We start from the raw sequence: 18,715 nt of genomic DNA on the forward strand, positions 1-18,715 counted from the left end.
GCAAATGTACAGCTACCAATCTGATGTTCTGGAAAAGAGCGAAGACTCACTGCTCTTGAATGTAGGCCCTTCGCATCCAGCCACCCATGGCACCTTGCGACTGAAGCTGAAAATCCAGGGAGAAACCGTCGTAGGCTGCGAACAAGAAATTGGCTTCTTACATACCGGCTTTGAAAAGTTGGGCGAGCATCGCTCTTTCAATCAGTTCGTGACGATCACCGATCGTATGAACTACATTTCGCCGCTGAATAACAATATTGGCTACGCGGTAGCAGTGGAAGAGCTCCTCGGGATCGAGGTTCCGCGACGTTGCGCGCAGATTCGCGTCATTCTTGCCGAGCTGTCGCGGATAGCAGACCATATCTTCAGTCTGGGCGCTATGACTATGGACATGGGGGCCTTCAGCAGCATTCTCTGGGCCTTTGTGGAGCGGGAAAAGTTATACGATGTATTTGAGAGCGTGACTGGAACGCGCCTGACCACCAGCTATACGCGAGTCGGCGGTCTGGCCTTCGATTTGCCGGAGGGCTTCGAGGCGCGCGTTCGAGAGATTCTGGATGAGGCGGCTGGCACCATTGATAAGTTCCGCGCCTCATTTTTGAGCAACCCGATCTTTCTGGAGCGCACGTCCGGCGTCGGCGTCATTACCCGCGAAGACGCCTTGAACTTTGGCCTGACCGGGCCAATTGCGCGCGCATCAGGCGTGGACTACGACCTGCGCAAATTCAGGCCCTACCTGGGCTACCAGGAATACGATTTCGATACGCCCATTTACGCCGAAGGCGATAGCTACGCGCGCTACGTAATTCGTCTCGATGAGATGGACGAGAGCATTCGCATTGTGCGCCAGGCGCTTGATCGTCTGGAGCCCGGTCCCATCAATTATGCCGACCAAAAGCATGTGCTTCCTGACAAACAGTCCGTTTACCACGATATGGAGTCCTTGATCCATCACTTCAAGGTCATAATGCCTGGCGGCAATCACGGAGTACAGCCGCCAAAGGCCAGCCACTATTCAGCCAGCGAGGCCCCCAACGGCGAACTGGGCTTCTATCTGGTCAGCGACGGAGGATCTATGCCATATCGAGTGCGCGTACGTCCTCCTTCCTTCTATAATTTCCAGGTCTACAGCAAGGTGCTGACCGGTCGCATGGTCGCGGACCTGGTTACGATACTGGCTTCCTTCAATGTTATTGCAGGAGAACTTGATCGATGACCGGCGCAGGTGAAACGCTTCATTTTTCCGCTGCCGCCAGCGTCGAGGTTGATCGACTGCTGGCGGACTTTCCCAATCCGCGCTCGGCATTGTTGATGGTGATGCGCGTAGCTGAACGCGAATTTGGCGCGCTCAACGACGCGGCCATGGAATTGGTCGCAAGAACCTGTGGAGTGAGTCCATCCCACGTGCTGGGAATGGCAACCTTTTACACTCATTTCAAAAGGCCGGCGCATGGGAAGCACCGCTTGATGGTTTGCGCTACTCTAATTTGCGATTTGGGCGGCGCTGGCGATGCTTTGCAGGTCATCTATGAAATGCTTGGATTGCGTCCAGGTCAGCGCACGGCCGACGGCCTGTTTTCCCTCGAAAAGGTCGAGTGTCTTGCGGATTGCAATCGACCGCCAGCTATGCAAATCGACGGCCTGCACCTTTCCGGTATGAACCGCCAGCGCCTGCAAAGTGTCGTGCTGGAGTATCTGGGCAAAGAGGGCAAGAGCGCCGGCGCCTATCGCGCTGAGGACGCTGTGGAGATGGATTTGCGCACGCCGGTGATCTCGGTCAAACAGGCTGCGCCCGGGCAGGGAGCGCAAAGCAAATGAGCGACGTTCCGTTTGAAGCGGTGCTTCTCAAGCACATCCAATCGCCGGACAGCCACACCCTTGCCCACTACCAGCAGCGCGGCGGATACCAGACAGCGAGAGAGTGGCTGGGCAAGGATCGAGCCGCTATTTTGCAGACCATTGTCGATTCGGGTCTGCGCGGACGCGGCGGCGCCGGTTTCCCAACAGGGAAGAAATGGAGCTTCCTCGCCAAAGGAACAGGCAAGCCGAGCTATCTGGTAGTCAATGGCGACGAGTCCGAGCCGGGCACTTTCAAGGATCGCTACTTGATCGAATGTGATCCTCACCAGTTGATCGAAGGCGTGATTCTGTCTGCCTATGCGATCGAGTGTCATCACGCATTTATCTATATGCGCGGGGAATTTATCCTGGGATACGAGCGGCTGCGCAAGGCCCTGGATGAGGCGGAGGCGGCAGGTTTTGTTGGTAAGGATATCTTTGGCAAAGGTTACGATCTGAAAATTACCGCGGCGCGCGGCGCTGGCGCCTATATCTGCGGAGAAGAGACCGGTTTGTTGACTTCCCTCGAAGGCGACCGCGGCTATCCCAAATTGAAGCCGCCCTTCCCCGCGGTGAGCGGGCTGCTTGGCGCTCCCACAATCGTGAACAATGTCGAAACGATCTGCAATGTGCCACACATTCTAAAAAATGGCGTGGCATGGTTCCGGCAATGGGGTACAGGCGACAGTCCAGGTTTCAAAATCTTCTCCATTTCCGGTCGCGTAAATCGACCCGGCAACTATGAAGTCCCGCTGGGTACGCCGCTCCGCCATCTGATCGATGAATGCGCTGGCGGCGTCCTGGATGGCAAAAAGATCCGAGCAGTGATTCCGGGAGGCTCGTCGACTCCGCTATTGACAGGCGACAAGATCGACAATGCTCGAATGGACTATGAATCGCTGGCGGCAATGGGCACCTTTCTGGGCTCCGGCGGCATCATTGTATTAGATGAAAGCGTCGACATGACTCGAGCCCTCTACAACCTGATGCGTTTCTACCACCATGAGTCCTGCGGCCAATGCACGCCCTGTCGCGAGGGAACCGGTTGGTTGGAAAAGGTAATGGAGCGACTTTACCACGGCCACGGCCGGACAGAGGATCTTGCCCTGCTGAAAGAAATCAGCGGCAATATGCGCGGTCGCACAATATGCCCGCTGGCCGATGCAGCGGCCATGCCAATGGGCAGCTTTTTGAGCGAATGCGGCGAGCAACTGCTGGCCCATTCACGGGCGGCGCAGAACTGATCGATCGATATCTGGACGAAGACAATGGCCGACGAGAAGCTTGTTAAGATTAAGGTAAATGAACGTGATCTGGAAGTGCCAGCTGGTTGGAGCGTGATCCGCGCCTGCCATGAAAATCAGATAAGCGTTCCACACTACTGCTACCACCAGGATCTGAGCGTGGCCGGCAACTGCCGCATGTGCCTGGTGAAGGTGAAGAACTTGCCAAAGCCGGTCATTGCCTGCGGCACGCCGGTAGTCGAGGGCATGGAAATTGATACGATTTCCGATGAGGTAGTAAAGGCTCGCAGTTCGGTGATGGAGTTTTTGCTGATCAATCATCCTCTGGATTGTCCGGAATGCGATCAAGCCGGCGAGTGTCGTTTACAGGACTATTCCTATACCTATGGTCGCGATCATGGCCGCTTTCAAGAAAAGAAGGTTGTCCGGCGCAAGGCCAGCCTGGGACCGCACGTCAAGTACTGGGGCTCGCGCTGCATCGTCTGTACGCGTTGCGTCCGGTTTACTAATGAAATCAGCGGAGGCCACGAATTGACGGTGGCCAACCGCGGAGACCGCAGCGAAATTCAGGTTTTTCCGGGCAAGAGTCTGGATAACCCGCTGTCAATGAACGTCGTTGATGTCTGCCCGGTGGGCGCCCTGGTTTCGGCGGATTTTCTCTATCAACAGCGCGTTTGGTACCTGAATCGCAAACCTTCGCTGTGTGCTGAATGCTCTGTCGGCTGCAACACGCGGGTCGATAGCGATCGGGCCGGACAGGTGAAGCGGATTGTGCCGCGGCGCAATGATGCTGTGAACAAAGAATGGATGTGCGACCACGGCCGCTTGAGCTTTGAATATCTTAGCCGCAACCGCCTGGCCGAGCCTCTGATTCGCGGAGCATCCACACAGGGCAGCGAGGCCATCGAACTCGGTGCGTCGCTCCTGGCTGCGGCGCATCGCCCCTTGATTTTGTTAAGTTCCTTTTGCACCAACGAAGCAATTGCGGAGGGCAAAGCGCTGGCTTCGGCTTTGCGGCAGGGACGCGTCGCCTACTTCGCGCGCGCCGAGGGCGCGGATCAGAGCTTCCCGGGATTTTTTATCAGCGGCGATCGCAATCCAAATCGCGCCGGCCTGGAGAAGGTCCTGGGCGCTGGCAGCGCAATAGAAAACATTTCTGCCAGCGAGAGCTTTGATGTCGTGCTCATCGCCTCCTGTACTCCTGAACTGCAGCCTTCGGCGGCGATGGCGCGCATCACTGGAACTGCGGAGAAATTGGTGGTCATCGACTTTGCCAGCAGCTCTCTCAGCGAAGGCCCCAATGCCGCGGTTGTTCTGCCAGGCCTCAGTCACTTCGAAAAGAGCGGCAGCTTTACCAATCGTCAGGGTATCGAGCAAAGCTTTGCTCCTGCAGTTCAGGGTCCGACCGAAGCGCTACCAGAGGCCGAGTGGTTGCAGCGCCTGCGCATTCGAATTGAAAAAGGGGCTCCAGTCGGAGCTTAGACCGGGGGAGTATCGTGTCTCACGACCTATCCATAGTACTGGCCAAGGCCGGATTTGCCCTCGCCCTTCTACTGGCAATGGTGCCGCTGCTGGTCTGGATGGAGCGCAAGGTAAGCGCTCGCTTTCAGCGTCGTATCGGGCCCAATCGCGCCGGGCCCTTTGGCCTTTTGCAAACGCTCTTTGATGCCGGTAAACTGATGTTCAAAGAGCAATTTGCGCCCCGCGGCGCTGATCGTTTTATCTTCTTTATCGCTCCAGTGATGACCTTTATGCCGGCGGTGGTTTCCTTCGGGCTGATCCCGATGGGCGATCTGCAGCTTGGCGATTCAGATATTCTGATCTCTGTCACCCGCGCCGATCTGGCGCTGGTGGCAATCATGGCCTTTTCGTCGCTGGCCTCTTACGGAATTGCTTATGCCGGCTGGTCTTCCAGCAACCAGTACTCGTTGATGGGCGGAATTCGGTCCTGCGCACAGCTGGTCAGCTATGAGATCGTGCTCGGTCTGGCCGTGATCTCGGTAGTTTTGCTGACCGGTTCGCTGGATCTGGCAACAATCGTCGAAAAGCAAAACCATCTGCTCTTTGGCTGGCTGCCAGCCTGGAATATTTTCCTGCAGCCGCTGACCTTTTTCCTGTTCTTGATCGCCGCCTTTGCGGAGACCAACCGCGCGCCCTTTGATTTACCAGAAGCGGAACAAGAGCTGGTGGGCGGCTATCACACCGAATACAGTGGGCTGCGCTGGTCGTGGTTTATGTTTGGCGAGTATGCCGCGCTTTTTACCATGTGCTCGCTGATTACAACGCTCTTTCTGGGCGGCTATACTCTGCCCGGCGTCAATGATCTGGCCGCGCCAGGCTGGCCGGCCGCACTCCTTGGCTTCGGCATTTTTATGACCAAAGTCTTTGCTTTGATTTTCTTTTTCATGTGGGTGCGCTGGACGCTGCCACGCTTGCGCTGGGATCAGTTGATGAAATTGGGCTGGATGCGGCTCATTCCGCTGGGCCTGGTAAATGTGTTTCTGACCGTATTGGTTGTGGAACGTCTCAGGGGGATTCTATGAGCTCCGCTGAAATGCACCGTCCAATGGGCGCCGATCTGCGACGATCGGTGCGGCCCTACGGTTTTCGCGCCTTGCTGCTGCAGATCCCCGCTATTCTACGCGGCCTGATGATTTCGTTGGGCCAATTCCTGCGCCCGCCGGTGACGGCGCAGTACCCCGAGGCGCCGCCGCCGGTCAGTCCGCGCTTCCGCGGCGAACACCGACTGACGCGCGATGATCAGGGTCACATGAAGTGCGTAGCCTGCTTCATGTGCGCGACGGCTTGCCCGGCGGAATGCATTCACATCGAAGCGCAACAGGCGCCGGAGGCCTGGGAGGGCCGCGACAAGATCCCGGCTGTTTTCGAGATCGACATGCTTCGCTGCATCTACTGCGGCTTTTGCGTGGAAGCTTGCCCCAAGGCGGCAATCGAAATGACCAATCGCACGCCAATTGTGCACGACAATCGCAAGGACTTCATCTACGACATGCAGAAGCTGCTGAACAATTGAGCAGTGCGGATCGATTCATGATAGATTTGACAGCGCAAGATCTGCTTTTTTTGGTCCTGGCGGGCATCATCATTGTGGCATCGCTTTGGACTGTGTTTGCTGAAAATCCAGTGCGAGCGACGTTTTTCTTGATCGTCTCGTTCCTGCCGACGGCCGGCATCTATATGATGCTGCACGCGCCTCTGGCCGGCCTCCTGCAGGTGCTGGTGTACACCGGCGCCATACTTGTTCTCTTTACGTTCGTTGTAATGATGATTAACCCGAGCCCAGGACCCTCCAGCGAACGCCTCACTCCGCCGCCTTACATACGGCGCACGCGGTTACTGGCTGCACTTGCCAGCCTGGCGATTGCAGGCTCCGGACTGTGGCTGGTGCTTTTGTTGCCGGCGGGCGGCGCCGTTGAGGTCCAGAGTGAATTTGGTTCGGTACGGGCCATCGGTCGGCTGCTATTTGAAAATCCATTAGAAAATCCGCATACGATATCATTGCAGATGCTGGGCCTGTTGATCCTGGGCGGCATCATCCTGGCTGTCAATCTGAGCCGCGGAAGGAATGTGCGATGACCTTTTTCAATCTCAAAGCCTGTCTGGCGCTGGCGGTCATCCTTTTTGCCGCCGGTGGTTTTGGCGTCTTTCTGCGGCGCAACATGCTGCAGATTTTCCTATCGCTGGAAATTATGCTCAATGGCGTAAACATTGCTCTGGTTTCGCTGAATCGCTTCCTGTGGCCAGAAACACAAACTGGCCACTATCTCTACATGCTCTCGATTGGCGTGGCCGCCGTGGAAGCGGCCATCGGACTTTCGATGCTGATTGCGGTTTTTCGCAATTCGCGCGCAGTAGAGAGTTCCGAATTGAGAAAGTTGGGAGATGCTTCGTGAATAGCGAATCGGCCTTGCTGCTTGGCGCCATTCTGCCTGGAGTGAATGCGGCGCTGCTGGCGATCTATGGACGGCGACTGCCCGGCGTCCTTTGCGGTTGGCTCAGCGTGGCCGCGGCAACAGCCAGCGCCTCGTGCTTTATTCTGCTGGCGTCCGTGCAAGGCGTGGCGACCGCCAACTGGATTGCCGCGCCAGGTGAATGGATTCGCTTCGGTGCAGTGGGCGTGGGCGCGCTGCAAGCCAGCATGGCGCTTTCTGCAGACCAGCTCGGGCTGGCCATGGCGCTACTGGTCAGCATTGCGGGGACGCTCATCGCACTCTACTCGATTCAGTATATGGAGCATGACGAGAATTCCTCGCGCTATTTTGCAGGATTCAGTCTGTTCTTGACAGCGATGTTGATTCTGGTCCTGGCCGACAACATCTTTCTCACCTTTGTAGGCTGGGAAGGCGTTGGACTGGCCAGCTACCTGTTAATCGGGCACTACTGGAAGGAAAGCTTTGCACCTCCCGCAGCGTGGAAGGCCTTCTTCACCAATCGTATTGGCGATGTCTTCTTCTTACTGGGCGCCTTCCTGCTCTACCGCGAGTTGGGCGCCGCCGACTACGTATCGATGGAGGCCAACTTCAAAGCGCTGGATGGCAGCGAAGCGCTGAATAGCGGCCGGATCGTCATCGCCGCCTTTTTCTTGCTGGGAGGCATTGCCGGCAAGTCAGCGCAAATCCCACTGCATGTCTGGCTCCCCGACGCAATGGCCGGCCCCACGCCAGTCAGCGCATTGATCCATGCCGCGACAATGGTAACAGCGGGCGTCTATCTGGCAGCACGGTTGAGCTGGGTATTTGTGGCAGCCCCTGTAGTGCAGGCTGTACTGCTGATTGCAGCAATTATTACACTGCTTCTGGGTTCGGTACTCGCAGCTTACCAGGCTGATATCAAGCGCGCGCTGGCCTACTCCACATTGGCCAATCTGGGGCTGATGTTTGTGGCTCATGCCTCCTCCGCGCCGCGCGCGGCGATGGAGCATTTGTTTGCCCACGCGGCCTTCAAGGCGTTGTTGTTCCTTGCCGCCGGCAGCATCATTCATTTTGCCCATCATGAACAGAACCTGCACCGATTGAAGGGCGTCTTGCGCCGGATGCCTGTAACACGCGTTGCATTTTGGGTCGGGGCCATTGGCTCGGTTGGCGCTCTTCCCTTTGCATCGGCCTCGTTCTACAGCAAGGAGGCAATCCTTCAAAGTTTGGCTCACAGCCAGTTTGTTGCGGGCCCGTGGGGCATCGCTGGCGCCAGCGCTTACTGGCTGGTTTTTGCAGCTGAATTGATAACCGTGCTCTATACCTTTCGCCTGCTGGGCTATCTGGAATCGAATCCGGATGATAGTCGCAGCGCTCACTGGCGCGAAAGCGGCGTTTGGATTCGGCTGACGCTGGTAGCGCTCAGCGTGGCCGCGGTGGCCGGCGGCATTGCACGCGGCATGGGCTGGTTGGAAAAATCCTTCTACTCCGGCTGGGGTCCCGAACTGCACGCAGATTCAGATTGGCTGCATGCACTGGTCTTTGTAGCGCTTGCTGTTGCTGTTTTTGCCAACTTTGCAACGCCCTCGGTACGCAGTCGCTGGCAGCGCTATGTTCGCTGGCTGGCTACGCCACGCGGTCCGCTGGAGCGGAACTTCTATTTCGATGATATCAATCGCAAGCTCTTGGCCGAACCGTTGCTGCAGCTAGCGCGGACGGCGTCAGCATTCGCCGACCCAGAAAGCGAGGGCGGAGCGCCCGGAATGATCGGACAATTGATGCTGGCCGCAAGCGGACGAGTGCGTCGACTGCTCGCTGGCCTGTTGAACGAGTACGCCGCGTGGATGGCGGCCGCAGCAGCCGCCGGGCTGGCCATTGCGCTCTGGCTATCGGGCGCCTCGTTGTGAGCTTACAGAGACGGAGCGCTGAACAATGATCACACTGCTGCCGCTATTTCTCGCGCTCCTGCCCTTTGTTATTGCGACGCTGCACCTCGCACTTCCCGGGAGGGACTCGCTGCAGGGTTTGCTGGGTCGAGCGGGTCAGTGGCTCTACATCCTGTCCCTCGCCCTATCTTCACTCTTTGCGGTTTTTGTGGCGCCTGAGGCTCTCGTCTGGCAGGGACCGCAATTGCATGCCATTGCCGGCGGCTGGCAGCTACAGCCTTCCTTTCAGCTGGGTGGAGTATCGGCAATCGCCCTTCTGACACTGGCATTGAGTTCCGGCGCTGTGCAATGCTTCTTACCTGAGGAGGCTTCTGCACGCAAGCGGGCCTGGCATGTTGCACTCCTGACTACGCAGGCGGGAATTGGCGGCGCTTTCCTGGCTAACTCTTTGAGCTTTTTCTATGTTTTCTTTGAGCTCTCGCTCATTGGCGTCTATTTCTGGATTGGCCTGTTTGGGAACCAGGATAGCAGCGAGGCTCGTTCGGCTCTGACGCGCTTTTTCATTTTCACGCTGCTTGGTTCGTTGACGCTGCTCGCTGCGCTGGGCGCTATTTTTTCGGTCAACGGCGGAGACCCGGGTTGGCGCGAACTGCCGGCCATTGTCGCCCAGATGTCGCCAACTGCGCGGCGCTGGACCATGGCTGGTATGCTGACCGCTTTTCTAATCAAGCTGCCGCTCTTTCCGCTGCATGGCTGGATGCTGGCCGCCTACCGTGGTTCGCCAGCCAGCGCACGAGCCTTGCTTTCTGGCGCGCTTTCCAAGCTTGGCGCTTTTGGACTGCTGATGATGGCGCCTGCCTTTGCCGGCGAGCTGCGCGAATTTGCTTCGCCTATGGCGGCGCTGGCAGCCGCCGGCGTTCTGCTGGGCGGCGTCCTGGCCCTTGGCAGCAGCTCGTTGCGTGATACACTGATCTACGCTTCGCTCTCGCACCTTAACCTGATCGCTCTGGGAGTCGCCGTAAGCTTTGTCACGCCCGCTTCAGGGGCCAGCGCTGCGGCCGCCGCCTACCAGATGCTGAATCATGGTGCGGTAATGGCGGCGCTATTTGCACTGGAGGCGCGTTGTAGCGAGCATGCCGGCGCCCTATTTGCAAATCACCGAAGATTGGCAGCTTTCTTTCTGACGGCAACACTGGCCGCTATCAGTCTGCCTGGCATGGGCAGCTTTGTCGCCGAATTGACGATGCTATTTGAAGCCTCAAAACTCAGCATGCCTTTGACTATCGTTGCCTTTGTCGGCCTGCTGACGGGCGCGATGGCCTTGATGCTACAGTATCATCGTCGCTTCTTGAACTCAAGTCCTGCAGCGGAGCGCAGCGCAGCAGAGTTATCCTGGCCAGCGGGGCTGGCGGCCTTAGGCATGGCGGCGCTCTGGATCTATTTTGGTCTGCAGCCCGCAGACTGGCTACAGTATCTTGAGCAGGCCGTGCAAAAAACGGCAATGCTGCATCAGACGGGATTGTTATGAACGCTTATCTATTGTCACAAGTCCCTCTGTTGGCCGGCATCGCGTTGGTTACGCTGCTCTCAGCGGCCATTCGATTTCGCAGCGAACGCTCTTCGGCTTACATCAGCGCCCTCTCAAGCGTGGCTACTTTGTACTACATATCAAAGCTTCCCGTTGGGGCGGCTTTTTTTGGCGGTTCGATTGTAATCACAGAGGGCGGACGTCTGGCAGCCATTCTGATTTTACTGTTCAGCACCGTAGCCTTCGTCCTGAGCGATCCGTATCTGAACAAGGTGGGTGTCCACCCCGCTGATTGGCGAGCCGTGCAATTGATTTTGAGCGCCGGCGCAGTGAACGCAGTCCTGGCGGCCGACCTTCTCACGTTTTTTCTATCCTTCGAAACGGCTTCGATCCTTTCGGCCGCCACGGTCGGTTTGAGCCGGTTTGATCGCCGCTCCAATGAAGCGGGATTGAAGTACTTGCTGCTTGGGATTCTGAGCGGCGCTATGCTGCTCTTTGGCATTGCGTTGGTTTTTGGCGCGACCGGCAGCGCGCAATACAGTGCAATCGCGGCAGCGCTTCAATACAGCAGCCCGCTCAGCGCCTGGCTGGGGGCCGCAGGACTCGCGTTGATACTTTCGTCGCTGTTGTTCAAAGCGGCGGCGGCGCCATTCCATTTCTGGCTGGCGGACATCTATCAGGGCGCCAGCCTCTCGGCGCTGTCGATGATCGCAGCGCCCGCAAAAATCGCGGCGTTTGCAAGCCTGGCCCTGCTCTGTCAGGGACCTCTCGCTGGCCTGCAAGCGATCTGGTCGCCGCTCTTGCTTGGCGCGGCAATCCTGTCCTTTCTTTTTGGCGGCTTGCAGGGTCTGACTCAACCCAATTTGAAGCGACTGCTGGCCAGCTCCGCTATCGTGCACGCGGGCTTTCTGTTGCTGGCCGTTTCCGTCGGCGGACGAGGCGCCTGGAGCTGGCAATTCTACCTGATGATCTATGCGCTGCAAACAGCAACGATTATTGCTCTGATGATGATGCTGGGTACGGCTGAGAGCGACGTCGATGAGCTGCGCGACCTGGCCGGCCTTGGGCGGCGCCTGCCCTGGCTTGCAGTAGCTTTGACCGCAACTATCTTCGCATTTGCCGGAATTCCCCCATCGGCGGGTTTTGCTGCAAAGCTGGCCGCCTTCTACGCCGCAGGACAGGAGTTTCTGGCAAAGGGCAACGCCTTGCTGGGCGCCACAATCATTGCCGGCGCGCTGGCGTCGACATTGTCGCTGTATTTCTATTTTCGATTGGTGCGTGCGATCTGGTTGGAAACCCCGGGCGCCCCTGTCGGCCGCATGGAGCTTCGATTGAGCTATCTGAGCGTCAGCTTTGCCGGGACCTTAACGCTCAGCGGCGGCTACCTAGCACTGCTTTTTACCGTCAGCTAGGACCCGGCGGACAAAAAAAATTGTTTTCTGTTCTTCGGGGCGCTGCTCTTTTCGCGCTGAGCAGTGTGAGTTGTCTACCCTGCAGCGCAGAGGGCGTCGCCGCTGCTACTTGAGAATTCTGAGGTTTCCCATGTCCCGCAAGCTGTTCGTCGGCGGATTGAGTTGGAATACCAACAACGATGGATTACGCCGTAGCTTTGAACAATTTGGCGCCGTCGAAGAGGCGAAGGTCATCCTGGATCGAGATACCGGCCGCTCGCGCGGTTTTGGCTTTGTAACCTTCAGCCAGGAGGAAGATGCAGCCAGGGCAATGGCGGAAATGGACGGGCAGAACCTTGATGGGCGAACGATTCGCGTGAACCAGGCTGAGGACAATCGCGGTCCGCGCGGGGGCGGCGGCCGCGGCGAGCGCGGGGGCGATCGTGGCGATCGAGGAGATCGCGGCGGACGCCACCACGGCTGATTCAGTCCGAGAGAATTGGAACGCTAGCGGGCCCCGGACTCAATGGGGGCCTGCCAGCGTGGAACGCCGCTAAGGGCGCCACTTCGAAATTCGGCATTCAGGCTGCCTGATGGGGTGCGTAAACTGGCGCGGAAAACCTCCGCGTCGGCGGTTGGCATCCAGGTCGCTTCCTCGAATCGATAAAAATGCCCGCCAGATTGAACCTGGATATCGCGTACCGGTAGGCCATTGATCCAGATTGCGCTCAGGCTGGCGCCATCTGACCATCGCAGGACCCCCTGGCCATCCAGAACGCCGCCCTTGAATTGGCCCTCATACTGTGCCGCTAACAAGTCGCCGTTACAATAGCCGCGCAGGCCAGCGCCAGCCGGACTCAGTCCCTCCCAGGCGCCCAGATAGAAGCCGCCGCTGGCGAAGTAGTTCAATCGCGCCTCAGCCAGTTCCGATCTGCCAGCGACGCAAAGCGGCGGTGCGCCTGCGGCGGAGGCCGGTTGCGGAGCGGAATCCCCGCGCAGCGACAGCCATGGCAAGCAGCCGACAGCGGCCAGCATCATACACAGGCTCAAGATTGTTCGAAGTAAGGTTGTAAGAGTCACTCTATTTTGGCCTCAAACAAATTCTACCTGGATCGACGAATAGCGGTCGCGATACGATTGCAGAGCTGCCTTTATCGCACTCAACTGTGGCTGCGAACGCAACATATGGATAATGCAATGTTCAGAATCATATACGTATGCGATGTATCTTGAAAATGTAATTAGATACTGATTCTTTTCAATGATGTCGTCCTTCCAGCTGCGACCCTGCGGCTTTCGGTGGAAGGCCGCCAAAATACCATCCTCCCCCAACCGGCCATGCAATGACTTCAAATCGACGAGGCTGACATAGCGCACATCGGCCTGCCCCTGAACGCGGATGCCAGAAATCGGGTCAATCAAGAGATAGGCATTTTTCAGCCGCGGCCCCGCGAGGTCGCTAAAGTACTGTTGCGACTTCTTTTCGACGCCATAGCTCTTTCGTGTTATGTATGGATCGAAAGGTATGGACTCGCGGCCAAAATATTCCTGCAATTCCTGCAGGCGTCGCGATGGTTCAGCGACAAGGCGATCGACATATTCGCGCAGCAACTGATTCTTTTCGCCAGCCGCGCCTCGTTCCAGCGGACCAGAGGGCAACTCCTCAACTCCCTCCGGTTGCAATCTGGCATACACCAGGCTCTGCAGCCAGGGCGTGGTCGAAATTACATGCCGTGCGACGTCGTATCGAAATAGTTCGCGAGCAACGCTCATGCCTTCTGACTCCAGGGTTCACTTTCTGGCGCAGCACAATGCGGTCAACTGAAGCGATGACCGGCGGCGCTCAGGAAGGCGATGGATTTTGCATTTCGTCTTCGGCAATGACCTCAAGGTTGCGCAGGTCGCTCAAGAGCTGGACCAATTCGCTTCGTGCCGAATTCGGATCCACTGCGGCATCCCTGCGAACACGAATGAGTTGCTTTAGAGCGTGGTGAATAACCTCGACTGCTGCAGTCCGTTGACGGGCATCGCCGGCATCGAGCAGGAGAACAACCGCTTCAATCAACTTGATCGTGACATGGTCTATGACCGCCAGCGCATCGGAGCGCGCATCCCCTGGACTCTGCACACTCGACTGTAGCGCGTCCTGCGCCTCGTCCAGCAGCCGGATGCGTATGATGTGCGGGTCGCCCGTCCGACTGAGTACGGCACGGAATGGACGTCGCAGCGCAAAGAGCGACGCGCCCTCGGCCGGAACAAAGCGCACTTGCTGGCTGCGAGCCCCTGGGCGGCGTGACATCAAGAAAGAGCGCAGCAGTGCGCCGCGACAGGGTCAATTCCCTTTCCGTCCCGGGGCTCGCAGAAGCCTTCCGACAGGGCTTATGGCTTAGGGGCAGTCGACCGAAGGAGTATAGTAAGACCATCAAAGCAGCAGGAATTCGAGGCCAGAAATCGCCCCTGTTCGTCTAAGTATATATACGAGCGGAATTCGGGGCTGAACTGAAAAGGCCTTGCGCTTTTAGTGCAGTGCAAAACAATGTGTCGCTGCGCTTCATGAGGAATGGAGGCTCTCGAAATATGGAGTTCAAATTGCTCTATTTTACCTGCCCACGATGCAGCCACTATCCGGTGGCTGCCCGCCCAGGCAGCATCGGCATCTGCCAGAATTGCAAGGAACGCCTTGATGAGAGCGGCAAGTCGCTGGAAGCAAGTATTCAGCAAAAGGTAGCCGCCTACTCTGGACTGATCTGATTGCTGGCGCCGCACCGCGCCCGGCGACGCAAATATTCTTCCAGTTTGCTGGCAAGGAAATCCAGCCTCAGAAAAAAGCAGTCCGCGATTTTGACATTAGAGTTAACTCTAACGTTATAATAAAACCCACTCCTTCACCGGGGAAAGGTCTGGGTAATGAAATCGATTTTGATCACCGGGGCAAGCTCCGGAATTGGCCATCAACTTGCGCTGGAATTTGGAGCGCGAGGCTATGATCTGGCGCTCTGCTCGCGCCGCATGGATGCGCTGCAATCACTGCGCAGTGAAATCAAGGCGCGCCATCCCGAACGTCGCGTAGAAATCTACGCGCTGGACGTAACGGACTACGACGAGTTGCCGCGTCACATTGAAGAAGCAGCTCGAGCCCTCGGAAAGCTGGATATCATCGTTGCCGGCGCTGGGCTTGGCAGCGCCGGACGAGTTGGCGGCGGTAATTTCGCCGCAGATCGCGCCGTCATCGAAGCGAACGTGATCGGCGCAATGGCGACTCTTGATGCCGCTGTCACTTTTTTCCGCCGCCAGGGATTCGGTCAGGCGGTTGCAATATCCTCCGTAGCCGCGTTTCGAGGCCTTCCTGGCAGCGCTTCCTACAGCGCTTCCAAAGCCGCCATCGCCGTCTATGCCGAGGCAATGCGCGCCGAGCTCTATAATTCTCCCATCAAAGTCACCACCCTTTTCCCCGGATACATTGACACGCCACTGAATCGCAAGATCAAGAATCGGCCCTTTTTGGTTTCGGTTGAAAAAGGTTGTCGGATCATCGCTGACCTGATCGAGCGCGAAGTTCAAGAGTCCACGGTCCCGGTCTTTCCCTGGAATATCATGAAGTATATTCTGCGCCTTCTGCCAGTTTCTCGCGTCGCCCGTCTCGGCTGAGTCGCCCGATCGACGAAAGAGGACAGTGCGATGGGTCCGATCTACATCAACTTCTTTGGGCTTTCGATTGTCATCGGCGCCTTGTTCTATCTGCTGGTTTGCGCTTTTGTGTTCCTTTCCATACCGGATCGATCGCGAAGCACCCTGCACCTGGGGCTTGGCTACCTCTACTCCGGATTATTCATACTGGCATTTTTGCCTGCGCACGCCTGGTACGACTCGCATGCCGCATTTCACCGTTGGTTAAGCGTACCCGCCGCGCTGCTTGTTCATCCCCACTATGCGCAGATTTTCTTCCACTTTCCTGACACAAAATACCGGCGAACTGCGTACATCTCTCTGCTTGTCCAGTATGCTGCGGCGCTGGGTCTGAGTGTATTCTTCTACGTAGAAACCTTTCATGCGTCACGAATCTATTCATTTCGCGGGCACCTCTGGGATTTCGACGCCGAAGGTCCTACGCGGCTGGTCGCTCTGCTGGTCGCACTGAATAGCGTCTACCTTATTGTGGTCGGCGGGCGCCATATCGCTGTTCGCAAACAAAAGCGCATCGCGATCGCAGCTATTCTGCTGTGTATGATTTTCGCTGGCGTTGTACCCGCGGCTACAAACATACTGAGTCGCAATGGTACGATCAGTCGCGACGTTCACCAGACTTTTCTGGTATTGATGTCGTTGCTCGGTCTCTTCAGCGCACTCCTGATCTACTTCAACAATACAACTGATCGCACTACATTCATGGGCAAAATCGTAGGCGTCAGCCTGGTGACGTTGATGGTGGTAATGGTCTTCGTGACTTACCATTCCTTCCAGGAGCAAGAAATTGCTTACGATCAGGTGCGCCGCGAGCAAACATCGCGCCTTACTGTAGATCGCGACTATCCAATCGAAGACCTTGAGTATCTTGCCTGTTACGATCTCAATGAGGGGACGTTTCAGGTCCAACGCGGCGAAACTCAGATGCAACAAACGGACCTTGCACGCCGGCACCGGGAATTTGTCGACACTGCTGCGGCGGAGGAAATCGAGAGACTGCCGACTGTCGACTTCCGCCCAGCGATCAGCAAATATGCGCTCTCCCTCCCCCTTGGTCTGACTGTCGCCCGTACAATGATTCAGCAGCATTTGCAAAACGGCCTGCCGTCTGGGGATGCCGATTTAAGATCCCGCATTCTGAATGTCTTTGCCTATCGCCATATCCGCGGCGCGCGTTACTACCGCAGCGCCGGCGACCGACGCTATGTTGTCTTCATGGAATACAGCCCTTCTGGCCGGGTTTACGAGGCCGGGTTTTCGTATGCCGCCTATCGCCAGCAGATCCATCAGACAGGCTTGATCCTGGGGCTGATTTTCCTGGGCGTCGTTCTGGCAGTGCTGGTCGGCTTCCGCTTCTTCTTCCTGGGCAGCCTGGTTCGACCGCTGGATCGATTGCTGGAAGGCGTCCGACAGGTCAACGATGGCAGAATGGACATTGAAGTGCCCGTTGCCGTTTCCGACGAGATCGGATTTTTGACCCGCTCGTTTAACGGAATGGTAGCATCGATCCGCGAGGCGCGAGTGCGATTGCAACAGTATGCCGAAAATCTCGAGAGCAGAGTGCGCGAGCGAACCGCCGAGTTGCAGAACACGTTGACGCGAGTGCAAGAGCTGAAGCACCAGCAAGATGCAGACTACTTTTTAACTTTGCTCCTGATCAAGCCCCTGACTGCCAACGATTCCACCAGCGACACAGTGGACGTTGAATATCTGATGCGTCAGAAAAAGCGCTTCGCTTTTCGAAAGTGGAAGGAGGAGATTGGCGGCGACTTTTGCAGCTCCCACAGCATTCTACTGCGCGGTCGTCCGCACACTGTATTCCTCAATGCCGATGCCATGGGCAAATCTCTACAGGGCGCCGGCGGCGCCCTGGTGCTTGGGGCTGTGTTCGAATCATTGATGGAACGAAGCAAGAACATGCCTGTGCTGAAGGAGCAAACGCCGGAACGCTGGATCAAAAATGCTTTTCAGGAACTACAGGGCGTCTTCGAAAGTTTCGATGGCAGTATGCTTTGCTCCATGGCGCTGGGCGTAATCGATGACGCCAGCGGTTTATTGTACTATGTGAATGTAGAGCACCCTTTTGGAGTGCTCTACCGCAATGGCAAGGCTGGGTTCTTTGAGGACGAAGTCATGTTTCGCAAACTGGGGATCGCTGGTCTGCGCAGCCAATTGCGCGTACTGACGCTGCAACTGATTCCGGGGGACGTACTGATACTCGGTTCCGACGGCCGCGATGATATCGCAATCCAACCCGAGGCGCCCGGAAAACGATACATCAATGAGGATGAGACTCTGTTTCCGCGCGTCGTAGAGGAAGCCGGGGCGCAACTGGACGAAATCGCTCGGCGCCTGCAGGAAATTGGCGAGCTGACGGACGATCTCTCGCTGATGCGTATTGTCTATCGAGCCGAAGCCGCAACAGAGGCAGGCAACATGGACCAGAAGCAAGCCAGTGCCATGCGCAGAGAATCTCTGGTCTTGATCAGCCAGGGAAAAATCGACGAGGCTGAAGAGAATTTGAACAAGGCGCTAGAGCTTGATCCGAATTACCTGCCCGCTCTTCGGTCCATCATTCGACTGCATCTCGATCGCAGAGAATATCAGAGCGCCCTTCGCTTTGTCGAACAACTCATAGCTCAGCAGCCAGGCGACACTCAGATGATTGCGCTGGCCGCGGCGCTATGCAAGCGACTTAAGCGTTACGAAGAAGCTATTGACCATGGCGAACGCGTCCGCTTGCGCGAACCCTGTTTAGTACGTAATTTGATCACGCTGGGCGAGGCCTACGCGGCTGTGGAGAACTATTCGCGGGCTACTAAAATGCTGGATCGTGCGCTGGATCTGGAAAATACAGGAAGCGGCAGTGATCGCGCCCGGAAGCTACATTTAAAGGTGGCCGCAGTAAGCAAGCGCTTGTACTGCCCCTGACTTCGGACGCAGTCGGTTTTAGGCGCATAACCGGACTCTTGACGCTGGTCTCAGGTTGTCGTTGCCGGCGCCTGCTGTACTTGACCAATGCCGCAGCGCCCTCAATATCGATCAAAATGCCAGAATTGGTGTTAGGCGCGCTGCGATGGTGCGGACGATTCCTCTGTGCAATAGGCGTCCTCGTACTTTGTACGCTTTGCGGCGATTCGACTCGATGGCCCGATAATTCAGCTGCGCTCCATCTTGACGACAGCTGGCAATATCGCTGGGGCGACTCGCC

The 18,715-nt window shown here is 57.1% G+C and carries 18 protein-coding genes; 15 read left to right on the plus strand and 3 right to left on the minus strand.

Annotation, left to right across the window (positions count from 1 at the left end):
• Positions 1–4: 4 nt before the first annotated feature.
• The 12 genes from nuoD to K1X75_05530 all read left to right on the plus strand — a co-directional run bounded on the left by nuoD (position 5) and on the right by K1X75_05530 (position 12,304).
• Positions 5–1,216 (plus strand): NADH dehydrogenase (quinone) subunit D, encoded by a 1,212-nt coding sequence (gene nuoD / locus K1X75_05475; protein ID MBX7057496.1) that lies wholly within the window; start codon positions 5–7, stop codon positions 1,214–1,216.
• The gene (locus K1X75_05480; GenBank protein MBX7057497.1) at positions 1,213–1,818 is read left to right on the plus strand and encodes an NAD(P)H-dependent oxidoreductase subunit E; all 606 of its coding nucleotides are present in this window, start codon (positions 1,213–1,215) and stop codon (positions 1,816–1,818) included. Before nuoD ends, K1X75_05480 begins: the two co-directional genes overlap by 4 nt.
• Entirely contained in the window at positions 1,815–3,083 is a 1,269-nt protein-coding gene (nuoF, locus tag K1X75_05485; protein MBX7057498.1) for an NADH-quinone oxidoreductase subunit NuoF, read from the plus strand. Before K1X75_05480 ends, nuoF begins: the two co-directional genes overlap by 4 nt.
• Before the next feature lie 24 nt (positions 3,084–3,107).
• Positions 3,108–4,565, plus strand: a complete 1,458-nt coding sequence (locus K1X75_05490; protein MBX7057499.1) for a (2Fe-2S)-binding protein — start codon at positions 3,108–3,110, stop codon at positions 4,563–4,565.
• A gap of 14 nt (positions 4,566–4,579) precedes the next feature.
• On the plus strand, positions 4,580–5,626 hold the full coding sequence (gene nuoH, locus K1X75_05495; protein ID MBX7057500.1) for an NADH-quinone oxidoreductase subunit NuoH: 1,047 nt from the start codon (positions 4,580–4,582) through the stop codon (positions 5,624–5,626).
• Positions 5,623–6,117 carry an NADH-quinone oxidoreductase subunit I gene (locus K1X75_05500; protein ID MBX7057501.1) on the plus strand — a complete coding sequence of 165 codons (495 nt, stop codon included), beginning with the start codon at positions 5,623–5,625 and terminating at the stop codon, positions 6,115–6,117. The genes nuoH and K1X75_05500 overlap by 4 nt, the downstream gene beginning before the upstream one ends.
• Positions 6,118–6,134: 17 nt before the next feature.
• Positions 6,135–6,680, plus strand: coding sequence for an NADH-quinone oxidoreductase subunit J (locus tag K1X75_05505; protein ID MBX7057502.1), 546 nt, complete (start codon positions 6,135–6,137; stop codon positions 6,678–6,680).
• Entirely contained in the window at positions 6,677–6,997 is a 321-nt protein-coding gene (gene nuoK, locus K1X75_05510; GenBank protein MBX7057503.1) for an NADH-quinone oxidoreductase subunit NuoK, read from the plus strand. The genes K1X75_05505 and nuoK overlap by 4 nt, the downstream gene beginning before the upstream one ends.
• A complete protein-coding gene (locus tag K1X75_05515) occupies positions 6,994–8,922 on the plus strand; it encodes an NADH-quinone oxidoreductase subunit L (GenBank protein ID MBX7057504.1) in 1,929 nt (642 codons plus the stop codon). The genes nuoK and K1X75_05515 overlap by 4 nt, the downstream gene beginning before the upstream one ends.
• Before the next feature lie 25 nt (positions 8,923–8,947).
• Entirely contained in the window at positions 8,948–10,429 is a 1,482-nt protein-coding gene (locus tag K1X75_05520) for a hypothetical protein (GenBank protein MBX7057505.1), read from the plus strand.
• A complete protein-coding gene (locus K1X75_05525) occupies positions 10,426–11,841 on the plus strand; it encodes a hypothetical protein (GenBank protein MBX7057506.1) in 1,416 nt (471 codons plus the stop codon). The genes K1X75_05520 and K1X75_05525 overlap by 4 nt, the downstream gene beginning before the upstream one ends.
• 130 nt (positions 11,842–11,971) lie before the next feature.
• Positions 11,972–12,304: an RNA-binding protein gene (locus tag K1X75_05530; protein ID MBX7057507.1), complete on the plus strand. Its 333-nt coding sequence runs from the start codon at positions 11,972–11,974 to the stop codon at positions 12,302–12,304.
• Between the two features lie 23 nt (positions 12,305–12,327).
• Here the strand turns inward: K1X75_05530 and K1X75_05535 are convergent, their stop codons facing one another.
• From K1X75_05535 to K1X75_05545, 3 genes are all read right to left on the minus strand, one after another.
• The gene (locus K1X75_05535) at positions 12,328–12,900 is read right to left on the minus strand and encodes a hypothetical protein (protein ID MBX7057508.1); all 573 of its coding nucleotides are present in this window, start codon (positions 12,898–12,900) and stop codon (positions 12,328–12,330) included.
• A gap of 12 nt (positions 12,901–12,912) precedes the next feature.
• Positions 12,913–13,593: a hypothetical protein gene (locus tag K1X75_05540; protein MBX7057509.1), complete on the minus strand. Its 681-nt coding sequence runs from the start codon at positions 13,591–13,593 to the stop codon at positions 12,913–12,915.
• Between the two features lie 70 nt (positions 13,594–13,663).
• On the minus strand, positions 13,664–14,119 hold the full coding sequence (locus K1X75_05545) for a hypothetical protein (protein MBX7057510.1): 456 nt from the start codon (positions 14,117–14,119) through the stop codon (positions 13,664–13,666).
• A gap of 278 nt (positions 14,120–14,397) precedes the next feature.
• Between K1X75_05545 and K1X75_05550 the strand changes: the two genes are divergently transcribed.
• The 3 genes from K1X75_05550 (at position 14,398) to K1X75_05560 (ending at position 18,435) form a co-directional block, all read left to right on the plus strand.
• A complete protein-coding gene (locus tag K1X75_05550; protein MBX7057511.1) occupies positions 14,398–14,571 on the plus strand; it encodes a hypothetical protein in 174 nt (57 codons plus the stop codon).
• A gap of 156 nt (positions 14,572–14,727) precedes the next feature.
• Positions 14,728–15,468 (plus strand): SDR family oxidoreductase, encoded by a 741-nt coding sequence (locus tag K1X75_05555; GenBank protein ID MBX7057512.1) that lies wholly within the window; start codon positions 14,728–14,730, stop codon positions 15,466–15,468.
• A 30-nt stretch (positions 15,469–15,498) separates the two neighbouring features.
• Positions 15,499–18,435 carry a SpoIIE family protein phosphatase gene (locus K1X75_05560; protein ID MBX7057513.1) on the plus strand — a complete coding sequence of 979 codons (2,937 nt, stop codon included), beginning with the start codon at positions 15,499–15,501 and terminating at the stop codon, positions 18,433–18,435.
• The last annotated feature ends 280 nt before the right edge of the window (positions 18,436–18,715 follow it).

The sequence above is a fragment of the Leptospirales bacterium genome (assembly GCA_019694655.1).
In the GTDB taxonomy this organism is placed as follows: domain Bacteria; phylum Spirochaetota; class Leptospiria; order Leptospirales; family Leptonemataceae; genus SSF53.